Raw genomic sequence first — 13,673 nt, forward strand, 5'->3', positions numbered from 1 at the left:
ATCCGCGGGCGGCTGCGCCCGACCGGTCGGATCACTTCCGGTCCGCTGACGGACGCTTCGCCGCCCGCAGGTCCCACGCCAGAATTTCGGCGTTCGTCGCCCCCGAGAACAACCGACCGTCCGGCCCGAACGTCAGGGCCGTTACCCACTCCCGCGGCCCCGGGAACTCGCCGCTCAATTGCCACGTCCCCGCGTCCCACAACTGGATCGTGCCGTCCGCCACCGCGACCGCCAGCGCCTTACCGTCCGGTGCGAACGCGACCGCGGTGATCTCGATCGGCAGCGACGCGACCCGCCGCCCCGTCGCCACCTCCCACACGAACACGTGACCGGCGCGCGGTCTCCGCTCCCACTTGAACGGGTAGGGCGGTTCGCCGGTGACGAGGTACTTGCCGTCGGGAGAGAACGCGACTGCTCCGATGCGATCCGTGTGACCCGACAGGTCGTGCAACTTCTTTCCTGTCTCGGTGTCCCAAAGTCGAACCGCGTAAACGGCAGACGCGCTCGAATGACTGCTGTAGGTGGCATCCGCGAATATCTTCCCGTTCGGTGATAGGGCCGAGCACGAAGTGCCGTGCGGTTGCTCTTTCTCGTCAGCGAGAAACGATCGCACCAGTTTACCGGTCGCCACGTCCCAAAACCGCGTGCCTGTGCCCCAACTGCCGGACGTAACGAGTGCCTTGCTATCGGCCGTGAAACATACGCGGCTGATCCCGCCTTTGATCCCGTCGAACCGTTCAACGAACGCACCGGCCGTCAAGTCAAATGTTCGCAATCGGCTGCCTGTGAGCGTACGCCCCGGAAGCGACGGCTTGGTGAACGTTGCGGTCTTGTCGGCTTCGAGCCAGACGAGCAAGTGTCCGTCTGGGCTCACAGCCGATCTGGAGCCCCAACCGACGCTCAGGCGCTGCACGTACTTACCGGACCGGGCGTTCCAAACGTGGGCCGCGCCGGCGAGTTCGCGGGCGACGATCCGCGAGCCGTCGGGCGCTACGACAATGGACTCGATCTGACTGTTCGGGCCTTCGGGGGCGAGGGCCTTACCCGTGGTTGTGTCCCAGCGGTAAATGGCGTTCGCAACGGCCCCGACGAGTACCCCGCCGTCCGGCGCGAATCGGAGCCCAATGGCCATCCGGTCGATCGTGAGCGCCTCCTTACCGGTGGCGACCTCGAACAGTCGAGTGGTACCATCACCCGAGAACGAATCGAAGCCCGGGGAATAGGAGCTACCGGACGCGGCCAGTGTCTTGCCGTCCAGCGAAAAGGCAACCGATCGCACGCGCGCAGTATTTGGGAACGGAAGCTGCAACCGCTCTTTGCCGGTGGCGGCCTCGAAGAGTGTCACCGTGACCTTACCATTTTCGCCGTCGCCCCCGACGGCCACGGTGGCCCCGTCGGGGGAAAACGCCACGCAGCGAATCTTGCCCTTTCCGAACCATAGCCGGTGCTGTTCTTTTCCCGTCTCCGCGTTCCACAGCCGGGCGAAGTACACGCCCTTATCCTGCTCCTCTCCACCTCCGACAATGCGTTTACCGTCGGGCGAGAACGCAGCCGCATGAACGAGTTGGTTGTGGGGGAACGTGTGAGATACCTGAACGGATTCGAATTCCGCAGTCTTCACCGGATCGACCAACACTAGCGCGTTCCCGTCGCCCGCAGCAATCAGCACATGCGTGCAGTCCGGCGCGAACACGAGCAACTTGGAGGTTCGGAACGTGAAGTCTCGCGTTTTGACACCCGGCGCCGGCACCACGTAGTTGATGCGCGTCTTTTCTTTGCCGGTGGCCGCGTCGTGGAGCCGAAGGGTGCCGTTCTGGTTCGTTGCCAACGTTCTTCCATCAGGCGACACTGCCACCGCCGTAAAGAATCGGTCGCCGTTCCAGCCTTCGAGGGTAAACAGCGCGTGACCGGTGTTCAGGTCGTAAGCCCGGTGTGCGCCGTTGGGGTACCTGTCGCTGCTGGCAACCGCGAATTTGCCGTCGGCGGACACGCACAGCTCGCTAATTTCCGTCGGGTGGCGGAACCGGGTCGAGCCGAACCGCCCTGTCGCACCGGTCGGGAGCGGATCGTCGGGCACCAGAACCGTCTTCGGCGGCACTTTCACGGGGCCGGCCGGCGGCAAGGGCTGAGCGGCCCGTTCTTCCATCAGGGCGAACACACCGGCCGTCACGGCTGCCACAAAACAAGCCGCAAGAACAGCAGGTGGGAGCGGCCGACGCATACCGGTTGCGGCCAGCGCGGCTACCGCGGGCGATGCGGACCGAGCCCACGGGGCCAACGCCGATGCAACAGTTCGGGCGAGGAGATCAGCCGGGACGGTGACCGGGGCGAGCGGGGCGAGCAGCACCGCCGACGGCGCCAGCCCTCGCGCCGCCAACCGGGTCGCGAGCTTCTGGCGCCCGCGCTCGAGCCTCCCTTTCACCGACCCGGGCGACCACCCGAGGCTCTGGGCGGCTTCTTCCCGCGATAGCCCCTGCACACAGCACAACAGCACCGGTAACCGCAACCGCTCGGGGAGCCGCGCGAGTTCTTCGTCGACCACGCGCACGAGCTCGCGCCCTGTGATCTCAGCAAGCGGATCGCGTTCGCACGCCGGGTCCGCGGGTTCGACACGCTCGACCGTTTTAAACCGCGAATTTCGGGCGCGGAGCTTTCGGGCCAGTCGAAGAGCGACCGTGTAGAGCCAGTTGGTCAGAGCCGGGCGCCCGCCGAGCTTTGCAGCGGACCGGGCCAGGGCCAGGAACGTGGCCTGGAACACGTCCTCGGACTGATGCCGGTCGACCAGTTGCCGGCGCGCGACTCCGAGCACCAGCGGGCCGTATCGTCGGACCAGAGCCGCAAACGCCTCCTGGTCGCGTTCCCGAACGTACCGGTCCAGTAGTTCAGGGTCGCCGCGGTGAGCGCCGTGCGGGGACGGAAGCTGTCGAACGACGTGGGTCAGGTTCGCGCCGGAACTCATGGACGCCCCCGGGTCGGAAGTACCAATCTACCCGAGTACTCCTCTCAACGCGGCCGACGGCACACTCATTGTCTGAATTGTCTGCCTCGTCGTGACCAACCGCGGAACGAAGCCCGCTCATCGCAACCGCCCGGCAATCGACGTTTCAAGAGGCTGGTGACAACAGTCGTCAGCCACTCGTACTCGCCCACCAAGAGTTTGTCGGTCACGTTCACCCTTCCCTCAATTACAGCGGCAGCACACCACCCGACGCCCCATTCTCCCTTGCCATCAACCGGCGGATGCACCCGATCGCCTGCTCAAAGTCGTGCGCATCCACGGAGTCCGCCCACCCACCGAAGTGTGCGTGCCAGGAACCGGACCCAACGGTGACCCGGCCGAACTCTTCCGTGGTTACCCACCCGGTCGCGCCAGACGGTGTCAGGAACGTTACGGTAAAGCCGCCATCGTCCGACCCGGCCGGGGGCTGCTCGCCGAACTTCGGGAGCGCCCCGACCAGCGCCGCCAGGAAGCGCGAGGAGTAATCGCCGAGTTCCATATGCTGCTCCGGCCGCCCCCGGTTTGTCCGGCTCTGCATTTCGGGAGCCGGAAGTTTGCTGTTTGGCGTTCGGTGCTCTGCGTTTAGGATGTAAGCAACAGCCAACAACGCCGCACCCGTACCGCGCGTTGTCCGAACAGAGTTTACCGCCTCGCACGTTCGCCCCGCCAGGGTGGCGTTGCCGCCCACCATCAACCACCCCGCCTCCACCATGCACGTCCCACTTTCGCGCCGCGAGCTGCTTCTCCGCTCCGCCAACGGGTTCGGTGCCGCCGCGCTGGCCGCCCTACTTGCTGATGACACGCGGGCGGCCGACGCCCGTGCCCCGGGCGCCGACCCGATGGCGCCGAAGAAGCCCCACTTCGCCCCCAAGGCCAAGTCGGTGATCTTCCTGTTCATGGACGGCGGGCCGAGCCAGATCGACACGTTCGACCCGAAGCCGGCGCTCGAGAAGTACCACGGCAAGCCGTTCCCCGGGAAGACGGAGCCGACCCAGTTCAACAACGTCGGCAACACGCTCGCCAGCCCGTGGAAGTTCAAGAAGTACGGCCAGTGTGGGCTGCCCGTCAGCGACCTGTTCCCGCACGTCGGCGCGTGCGCGGACGACCTCGCGGTGATCCGCTCGGTGGTCGCGAACTTCTCCGAACACACCAACGCGAACTACTTCTGGCACAGCGGTTCCGGGCTCCAGGGGCGCCCGAGCTTCGGGTCTTGGGTGACCTACGGGCTCGGCAGCGAGTGCCGCGACCTGCCCGGGTTCGTCGTGCTGGGCAGCGGCATGATCCCGCCGGGCGGCGCGGACTGCTTCGGCAACGGGTTCTTACCCGCGTCGTACCAGGGCTCGGTGTTCAAGCACGGCCCGCACCCCGTTGCGGACATCGCCCCGCCGACCGAGAGCGCGAAAACACAGAAGGCGAAGCGTGACCTGCTCCGCAAGCTCGACGCCGGGACAAAGGAGAAGTACGGCGATGCCGACCCGCTCGACGCGGCGATTGCGAACTACGAACTCGCGTTCCGGATGCAGACGGCCGTACCCGACCTCACCGACCTCTCGAAGGAAACGACAGAAACGCAAAAGCTGTACGGCATTGACGACAAGAAGACCGAAGTGTTCGGCCGGCAGTGCCTTCTCGCCCGACGGCTCGTTCAGCGTGGCGTGCGGTTCGTCGAGTTGCTGTGTCAGAACCTGGGACACGACCGCTGGGACCAGCACGCGAACCTCAAAAAGGGCCACGAGGATAACGCCCGCGCGGTGGACAAGCCCATCGGCGGGTTGCTGACCGATCTGAAGCGGTTGGGCCTGCTAAACGAGACCCTGGTGATCTGGGGCGGCGAGTTCGGGCGCACCCCGATGGCGCAAGGGACCGACGGCCGCGACCACAACCCGTTCGGGTTCTCGATGTGGATGGCCGGCGGCGGGACGAAGGGCGGGACGGTCGTCGGAGCGACGGACGATTTCGGCTACCACGCGGTTCAGGATAAGGTGCAGGTCCACGACCTGCACGCCACCGCGCTGCACCTGCTCGGATTCGATCACAAGAAGCTGACGTACCGGTTCGGAGGCCGTGACATGCGGCTCACCGATGTTCACGGCGAGCTGATCGAGAAGGTTCTTTAAGCCAAGAAGATTGGCCACCAAAAAGCACAAAGGAAAACCGAAGGCAAAGACAGAAGAGAGTTGGCCACAAAAAAGCACAAAGGGCACAAAAGAAAACCGAAGACGAAGAGAAGTGTTTTGAACGCACTCTTTTGTCTTCGGTTTTCTTTTGTGCCCTTTGTGCTTTTTTGTGGCCAATCTTCTTGGCTTATTTCCCTGTGCTGAAGTCGACACGGACCACCTCGCCCGGGCTGCCAGTGACCTCGCGCGTCACCTCAACCGTTTGCCCGCGCTCGATCCACCGCGCGGTCACGGTGTACCGGTACGGTTGACCCGCTTCGAGCGGCGGCGACTCGAAGATGCGGTCGGTGCCGGTCTGCGCGGTCTTCTGCCCGTCAACGAGCACCTCGGCGGTCGGTTGCGGCACCTTCACCGAGAGCACCAAGCACGAGGTCTGGCGTGCGACCGGCGCGGCCGGCACGGTCTCGGTGTAGGCGGGGGCCGAACCGACCCGCTCGACCGTCGGGTATACGGACACGTTCGGACGGCGCGGGCGAGGTGACGCAGCGTAGATGCCGATCCACCCGTACCCACCGATCCCCGGGGCGGCGCGGTAGTTCCGCACGAGGTCGTTATTGCCGAACACGCCCGGGATCGGGCCGTACACCGGCACCGGCGGGCCGTACGCGCTCAGCCCGTTGGTCCACTGGTTGCCGATCCGCCCCGGGAAACCGTAATACCCGGGGTACCCCGGGTAGCCGTACCCGAAGCCCGGAGAGCCGAACCCCGAATACACCCCGATGTTGGGGCCGAGCGGTTCGTAGTTGGTGAACGCGCTGTTGTAGTACCGCGGGAACACCGGGTACCCGACGAACGGCCCGCCGTACAGCCCCGGGTAGCCCCACGGGGGCGCGACCCGCGGCCCATACGGGTAGCCGTGAACGGTCTTCTTGTCCGCAAGCAGAACGTGCTGCGCCTGTCCGAGCGCCGGAGCGCAAGCGCAGACCGCGACCGCCAACCCGAACGCGCGAAGTGTCATGATGTCGGTCCCTCCGGGGTCTCCCATCAAAACGCATCGACCCGCCGGGCGAGCGGCGCTCACCCGGCGGGTCGGATCGCGTTCAAAAGGGTAACTGAGGAGCGGGCTAAGGCCGCGGACCCGGTGCGGGAGGAACGGTCGTCGGAACCGCCCCACCCGGCGGGGTCGTTACGATCTGCGGATTCGTGCGCGAAACGAGCGGCTGCACGGCAATCACGGCGCGGGCCTCACCGAGCCGCCCATCGGGCGTGTGGCCGGCGACCACGATGCGGTACCCGCGGGCGTCGCCGAGTGCGAAGTTCAGCACCGCCTTACCGTCCGCGGGTAGTACGACCACCGGCTGCCACAGAATCGTGTCCGGCGACTCGCCAGCGTCCGCCAGCACCGCGGCCACCGGCCGCGGTTGGGCGTACTCGCGCACCACCAGCGGCGGAAGTACGGGCACCGCGCCGCGGATCTGCCGCAGCGCGAGCGCCTCGATCTTCTCAGGCGTGAACAGCGGGGCGTTGTACGCCTGGGTGGTGAAGTTGTCCGGACCGACCGCCGGCGCCGTGCGGTTACCGGACAGCGCGTCGAGCGCTTCGGTGAGCTTTCGCTGCCGCTCGTGAGCGAACCGGTTCGCTTCGGCGGTGGCCTTCTGGAGCTGAACGACGGCCCAATCAGAACTCGGCCGCGATCGGGACCGTCCCTGGAGATCCGGTTCGGACCGCGCAAGATCGGCGGCAGTAACAGTAGACGGACGGATCGGCGCCCACCCCATGTCAATGGGACCGGCGGGGCCACCAGAAGCCGCCTTCAGCATCTTTGGGGCAGCGAGCGGCGCCACGGGGTCCGGTACGGCGCCCGGCGCGAACCGCTCGTGTGCCCGTCCCGCGGGCGGCGCAACCGCTGGGGCCTTTGGAGGCGGAATCGGAGTCGGAGCCTGAGTGAGATTCGGCTGGCGCAGGCCCCCGGGCCCGGCCGGAGCCGGAAGCGCGGCCGCTCCAAATCCGCCACCACCGGCGGCACCACCAGAGAGCTTCGCGCCCCCTTCCGGTTTTCCGTCCCATGCCAAACCCGACGCCGCGCTGGCCATGTTCTGAACTTCCGGTGCGCGTTTCAGGCGCGGGGCCGGCGCGAGTTCGGGTTCGGCTCGCTCGACACGTGGCGCCCAGGCGTCAGCGGTCGCAGGCGCTGGCTTGGCTACACTTCGATCGCCCCGGACCTCGGTGTCCCAACCGGCCGCGATAACGAGAAACGCCGCGAGCCCGAACGAACCGACCGTGCTGAAGCCGAGCGGCAGTCGCGCCCGCGGGCGGTTCAGCGACACCCCGCCACACAGCAGCGCCAGTGCCGCGAACCCGGCCACCCCGTACCACGCACCCGATCGGAACCGCTCCACCGATTCCCGAGCCGCGCCCGTCCGGCGTTCCTGCTCCGCCGCGGCGCGCCGAACGGCCGCTTCGGACGCTTGCGCCTGTTGAACGTCGCTCTGGTCGCGGTCGCTCTCGTGGGTCTGATCGATCACCGCCCGCGCCTTCGTAACGGCCTGAACCGCCGCCTCGTACAGCGGCGCGTATGTGTCCGCGAGCCGGCGGGCCTCGAGCGCTACGGTCTGCTCCGCCAGCACCGCGTGCTGCCCGTTCTGAACCAGTAGCCGCGTCAAATCGGACCCACCCGGCAGTAAGGGAGTCGGCTGCAACCCGGCCTTACCGGCGGCCAGCACGAGCGGGCTCTGTTCGGCGAACCGGCGCCACCCCTGGGTTCCGAGCACCAGGTCGAGGGCCTCGCGCGCCTTCGGATGGTCGGTGAGCAGGAAGTCGGCGTACTCCAGGTCTTCGGGGCTCTGCACGTCCCCTGCCAGGAGGAAGTGCGTCGGCAGCGCCCGGTCCTTCGCGCCCGGCGCAACCCCGGTGTTGACCACCGCGGCCCACAGCACCGCCGCGGCCGGGTTGTTCTTCTCGTCGGTCGCCGCCACCGCGCACACGACCGGCGTTCCGGGGACGAACGCCCTCGCTTCGGGCGACGAAACCGCAAGCGACAGGTTGAGCACCTCCCCCGGGCGGCGGAACACGAGCCGCTCCGCGACCGGCTTCAGGTCCGGACGGTCGGGGTCGTTCTTCGCGTCCACTTCCTCGAAGGCGGTGACCCGGACCACCCCGCCGCGCGGGTCGGAGCCGGCCATCAGCTTCGCCTCGGTGAGCTGCCCGGGCTCGGCGAGTACCTTCTGCGTGTCCGCGAGCCGCCCGCGCACATAGGCACCCACCACCAGCGTCCGCGGCTGCCCCACAGAGTACAGATGCACCTTGATCGGCTGTCCGGGCTCGGTGACCGTGTCCGGAACGCTCATCACCACGCCGTCGAGCCGCGCGTCGGGCAGCTTGAATCCGGTGCGCCCGGCAATCGCCGCGGCCCCGCCGACAACCGCCACCTCCGCCACCTTCACCGGCGCGTCCACGAGGACGGGCGCGTACACCCCGTGCGGCGCGTCCAATTTCAGCCAAGTGGGCACGCCCGCCTGCGGGGTGAACGTGAACGACGCCAGCCCGCGGTTCGCCCCCTGCTCGGCCGCGTCCCGCAGCGTGGTCACGGTGGCCAGCGTCTGCCGCCCGTCGGTGACGACGCCGCTGATGTCCACTGGTTGGCCCGCGGGGGTCGTCGCCCGCACGTACGCCCGGCACGGCACGCCCGCAACGATGGCGTCACCGCCCTCGGGAAAGAACTCGACGTGGAGCCGCCGGCTGACGACCGGGACGCGGTCCGCCACGGACTCGACCCCGTCCGCGGAGCGGAACGTGACCTTCACCCGCACGTCCCCGTCGAGCACCTCGTCGGGCAGGGCGAACCGGAGCTTCGCGCGGCCGAGCGCGTCGGTGGTGTGCGCCGCCTCGACCCCGGGGACCGGCACGCCGTCCGCGGTGACGACCACTCCGACCACTTCGGCCCCCACGACCGGCTGGTCCAGCGTCTTCAGTTCCGCCCACGCCTCGACCAAGTCGCCGGAGGCGAACGACCGCGCGCCGGAGTACCCGAGTTGCTTCGCGAACAGGTCCCGCGTGCCGGACCGGACTTTGACCGTGCGGGTCACCGGCACCGGCAGCGTCACCGTCCCGCCCGGGCCGGTCGGCACCTCGCGCAGCACCAGCGTGTACTCGCCGTCGGCGAGATCCGGGGGCAGCACGAACTCGCCGCACCCGACCCCGCGGACCGGTTGCCCGCCGGCGACCCGCACCACCTCGACCTTTCCGCCCGCGTGCCCGACGCGCACCAGCCCGGTGGTCCCGGTGGCGACCGCCACGGGTGCGACCCGAGCGTTCGGGTTAGTGCCGGGGATCAGGTCGTAGCGCAAGGCCTGCTCGGTCGCCGGCGGCTTGAGCGTCACGCGGTCGAGCGTGAGCGAGCGGAAGAACAGCCGCTCCCCGGGGCGGTACACCGGTTTGTCGGTCGTCAGGAGGGTGGTAAAAACCGGCCCGGCAAGGCGAATCTCTTGCAGCGCCGTGCGGGCCTGAGTCTTCTCGTCCACCTCGGCGACGACGAGGGTGAGTTCGGCGTCGGGCTTCAGTTTCGTCCACACGCTCGCGGGGAGCCGGATCGGGTGCTGGTTGCCGCGCTTCTCGTGGTCGAGCGGCTGGGTGAACACGACTGCGTCACTCGCGCGGACCTCGGCGACGAGCCGGGAGCGGCGCGCGGACCCGTCGCGCTCGTCGCGGACGACGAGCAGGAAGTCGTTCGGCGCGCCCGGCTGGACGGTCGCGGGCTTGAGCACGTTCACGTTGAGTTTGCGGGTGAAGGCGGCCTGCGCGACGGCCTTCTGCTCGGCGAGCCACCGGTCGAGCAGCGCGACGCGGGCCTGTTCGGCGGTCGCGAGCCGCATCTCGGCGTCACCGAGGCGGGCGGTGCGGGCGTGTTTCACCTCTTCAACGGCACGGGCGGCGGCAGCGACCTCGCGGTCGGCGGCTTCGGCCGCCCGGCCCTCCTCGGCGGCGGTGCGGAAGGTGTTCAGAACCGGAACAACCGTACTTGGAACCGCGAGCAGTACGGCGGCGGCGACGACCCACGGGACCACGGCGGCGACACGCCACCCGCCCTTCCCTTCTCCGGCGCGGCCCGGAACCGACGGCTGTGCCGGAGCGGTGACGGGGCGCAGCTCGCTCTTCTGTGCCGGGGGCGGGGTGAAGTAGGTGTCGGGGAACGTGCTCTTGGCGGCGCGGGCGATCAGCCCCTGAACGCGGGCGGTTTCGGCGCGGGCGTCCGCGCACGCGGGGCAGCCGGCGAGGTGCGTATCGACCGCCGCGGCCTCGTCACGGTCGAGGAGGTCGTACAGGTGATCGAGCAGCAGGGTTTGACAGTGTTCGCAGTTCATCGTCTCGTCCCCTTCCCCTCGCCGGGGTTGGCGGTCGGCGGGAAGGTTGTTGAGGGCGCCGGCCCGGAGCCGGCGGGCGGTCGTGCGTTCGTACTCCCGTGATCCGTCACGAACAGGATTCGTCCTCGGCGGCGTGCGGGTTGAGCACCTTGCGCAGTTTGATGAGCGCGGTGCGCATCTGGGTCTTCACGGTGCCCACCGGGGCGCAGCGGATCTCGGCGATCTGCTCATAGGTTAGATCGCCGTTCTGCCGCAGGAGAAACACTTCTTTCTCGTCCTGCCGCAGTTGCGTGATGGCGCGCCGGAGCCGGTCGAGAGCCTCTTGCTCTTCGGCCGCCTGGCCCGGCGCGTCGCCCCGGGCGGGTAACATGAGGTCGTCCTCCGGGAGCGGGCGGCTCTTCCGGTTCCACGCGCTCCGCTGAAAGTCCTTGGCGGCGTTGAGCGCGACGCGGAAGATCCAGGCCCGCAGGTTCTGCACGTCCGGCACCGAGTCGCGGGCCCGCCAGCACTTCAGGAACGCCTCCTGCGCGGCGTCCTGGGCGTCGTCGCGGTTGCCGAGGAGGTACATCAGCGTGCTGACGAGTTCGTCGCGCACCTGGTTGAAGGTGGCGACGAGCGCGTCGTCCCCGGGCCGGGTCGCGTCCGGGTCAGGGAGCGAACCGAGCGGGATCGCGTCCGGGGCGGGTTCCGTCCCCGCGAGCGGCTGCGTGATCGGTGGCGCGCCGGGTTTGGCCATATCCTCCTACCAACAACGACGACGGCCAGCTCGGCACCGATTGTCGCACGTCCCAGAAAGACGCGAATGAGTGGCAATCCACGCATGGTATCGCCGCCCGCCGCGGAGCGGCAAGCGGAAACGAAAGGCCGTCCCGGCCGCGCGTCGGTCGGACGCTTGCCCCAATCTGCAATCCGTTTCCGCCTTGCCTCCGGGCCGGCGCGCGGCTATTAGCCGCGTCGCACTGCGCACTGAACTTTGGGCGTCCGGGCCGCGGGGGGATCGCGGCGCCGCGCCCGCGCGCCGCCAGGAGCCGTCATGGATCGTCGCCGCTTCTTGGGTCTCGTCGGGGGTTCGTTCGCCGCCGCACCTGCGCTGGTCGGCTGCCGCTCAAAGCAGGTCGGCGAAGTGATTCAGGACGGCAAGAAGGACATGGTCGGCAGCCACGCCGCCGGGGCCGAAACGTACAAGCCGATGATCGACGACGCGCTGGGCAAATTGCTCGCGCGCCAGGGCGGTCTCCAGCCCGGCGGCGCGCCCGGGCCGGCGCCCAAGCGCATCTGTTTCGTGGGCCTGGAGAACAAGTCTTCGGAAGACCTCGGCGACTTCAAGGAGCAGATCGTCGAGATCATCGACACAAAGATCAACACCTCGCAGGTGTTCGCACAGATCAGCCGCCGGTTCACCGAGGCTGGTTTGCGCGAGGCCCGGATGCGCCCCGACGAGATGTTCCTCCCGGCCAACCAGCGGAAGTTCCTTGCGATCATGGAGCAACAGGGCCAACCGTTCGATTACCTGCTGTTCGCCACGATCACCTCGGGCACCACGCGCAACAACGACGCCACCCAGAAGGATTACATGCTCACACTCGAGCTGGTGAACATCCAGACCGGCACCCCGGACAAGGAGTCGGCCTCCATCCGCAAGGGCTACCGTAAGAGCCGGTTGCCGTGATCGGGGTTCGGGTCGAGCGATGCCGGGGCGCGTGCCCGGCGCCCTCGGTTTGACACCGGAACTGCACCCCCACCCGTTGCGGAGCGACTCATGCCCAAACTGTACGCGCTCGTTGCGGTCGTGTCGGCTGCGCTGATCGGCTGCGCCACCCACGCGGACAAGCTCCAGGACATCCGCGCGGCGTACAACTCCGGCAACACGACCGCGGCGAAGACCAAGCTCGACGCCGCGATCGCCAAGAACGGCGGCGACGCCGACGTGCTCAAGCTCGACCGCGCGATGGTGCTCCTCTCCGAGGGGAACTACCGCGAGGCCGAGAAGCTCCTCCGCGAGGTCCGTGACCGGTTCGAGGAGAAGGAGGGCAAGGACCTCGCCGAGGGCGCGCTGTCCATGCTCACCGACGACCAGCAGCTCGCCTACGCCGGCGAGGACTACGAGAAGGTGCTGATCCGCGTCATGCTGGCGCTGTGCAACCTGCTTGGCGACGGGGCCGACGCCACCGCCTACGCGCTCCAGGTGAACCAGAAGCAGCAGCTCATCATCGAGAAGTCGAAGAGCAAGGACGCCGAGGGGAAGAACCTCAAGGCGAACTACAAGTACGTCCCGGTGGGGCCGTACCTGCACGCGGCGCTCCGCGAGGAGACGCACACGAACTACGACGACGTGGCCCGGTCGCTCGAACTGGTCGCCCAGTGGCTGCCCGACTTCCCGCCCGCCAAACAAGACCTCGAACGAGCGAAGAGCGGCCGCCACTCGCGCCCGGGGTGCGGGGTTCTGTACGTCTTCACGCTGATCGGGCGCGGCCCGTACAAGGACGAGAAGGCCGAGATCGCGACCACCGCGGCGATGCTGGTCGCGGACCGCATCCTCACGGCCGCCGGGAAGCAGTCTTTGCCGCCCACCATCGCACCGATCAAGGTGCCGCGCGTGGTCCGGCCCATCAACCAGGTGGCGAGCGTGAATGTCAACGTCATCGGTCACCCCGAAGGCCGGACGCAAACGATCACCGATATTGGTCAGATGGCAAGCGAGCAGTGCGAGGCGCTCATGACGGAGACGCTCGCCCGGGCGATCGTCCGGCGGGTGGTCAAGAAGGGCATCGTGTACGGGGTGAAGGAGGCGATCGGCACCGATAAGTCCCAGATGACGAGTCTGGCGCTGAACGCGGCGGGAGTGGTGTGGGAAGCGACCGAGTCCGCCGACACCCGGTGCTGGGGGCTGCTGCCGGACAAGATTCAGGTTCTCCGGCTCGAACTGCCGGCCGGCGAACATACCCTGAACCTGCAAACGGTGGGTAAGAACGGGGCATTCATCGGTCCGGCGCACATCACCAAGGTGCAGGTCCGCGACGGTCGGAACACCTACGCGCTCGCGAACTTCCCCGACGCCCGACTGGTCGGCAAGATCGTGACCAACGACGCGAAATGACAACCGACCGGTCTTCCAAGGATAATGATCGGTGCTTCCATAGAACTTGCCATACCCGATCCGGTTAGTTGGGGCGCGTCGGTGTTGTGAACGGCGCCGGA

8 protein-coding genes are annotated in these 13,673 nt (G+C 68.0%); 3 read left to right on the plus strand and 5 right to left on the minus strand.

What is annotated here, in order from left to right:
• Positions 1-31 precede the first annotated feature (31 nt).
• Positions 32-2,959 carry a sigma-70 family RNA polymerase sigma factor gene (locus R5W23_RS24905; RefSeq protein ID WP_320688652.1) on the minus strand — a complete coding sequence of 976 codons (2,928 nt, stop codon included), beginning with the start codon at positions 2,957-2,959 and terminating at the stop codon, positions 32-34.
• A 226-nt stretch (positions 2,960-3,185) separates the two neighbouring features.
• Positions 3,186-3,497, minus strand: a complete 312-nt coding sequence (locus tag R5W23_RS24910) for a hypothetical protein (protein WP_320688653.1) — start codon at positions 3,495-3,497, stop codon at positions 3,186-3,188.
• A 211-nt stretch (positions 3,498-3,708) separates the two neighbouring features.
• On the opposite strand from R5W23_RS24910, the gene R5W23_RS24915 reads away from it, so the two are divergent.
• Complete coding sequence (locus tag R5W23_RS24915) at positions 3,709-5,115, plus strand: DUF1501 domain-containing protein (RefSeq protein ID WP_320688654.1); 1,407 nt, start codon at positions 3,709-3,711, stop codon at positions 5,113-5,115.
• 187 nt (positions 5,116-5,302) lie between these two features.
• Here the strand turns inward: R5W23_RS24915 and R5W23_RS24920 are convergent, their stop codons facing one another.
• The 3 genes from R5W23_RS24920 to R5W23_RS24930 form a co-directional block, all read right to left on the minus strand.
• Positions 5,303-6,133: a TIGR03000 domain-containing protein gene (locus R5W23_RS24920; RefSeq protein WP_320688655.1), complete on the minus strand. Its 831-nt coding sequence runs from the start codon at positions 6,131-6,133 to the stop codon at positions 5,303-5,305.
• A gap of 106 nt (positions 6,134-6,239) precedes the next feature.
• A complete protein-coding gene (locus R5W23_RS24925) occupies positions 6,240-10,475 on the minus strand; it encodes a zf-HC2 domain-containing protein (protein WP_320688656.1) in 4,236 nt (1,411 codons plus the stop codon).
• A 106-nt stretch (positions 10,476-10,581) separates the two neighbouring features.
• The gene (locus R5W23_RS24930; protein ID WP_320688657.1) at positions 10,582-11,211 is read right to left on the minus strand and encodes an RNA polymerase sigma factor; all 630 of its coding nucleotides are present in this window, start codon (positions 11,209-11,211) and stop codon (positions 10,582-10,584) included.
• A 297-nt stretch (positions 11,212-11,508) separates the two neighbouring features.
• On the opposite strand from R5W23_RS24930, the gene R5W23_RS24935 reads away from it, so the two are divergent.
• Positions 11,509-12,144 carry a penicillin-binding protein activator LpoB gene (locus R5W23_RS24935; RefSeq protein WP_320688658.1) on the plus strand — a complete coding sequence of 212 codons (636 nt, stop codon included), beginning with the start codon at positions 11,509-11,511 and terminating at the stop codon, positions 12,142-12,144.
• Positions 12,145-12,234: 90 nt separating this feature from the next.
• A complete protein-coding gene (locus tag R5W23_RS24940) occupies positions 12,235-13,572 on the plus strand; it encodes a COG3014 family protein (RefSeq protein WP_320688659.1) in 1,338 nt (445 codons plus the stop codon).
• Positions 13,573-13,673: the final 101 nt, after the last annotated feature.

The sequence above is a fragment of the Gemmata algarum genome, from assembly GCF_034097035.1.
GTDB lineage: Bacteria > Planctomycetota > Planctomycetia > Gemmatales > Gemmataceae > Gemmata > Gemmata algarum.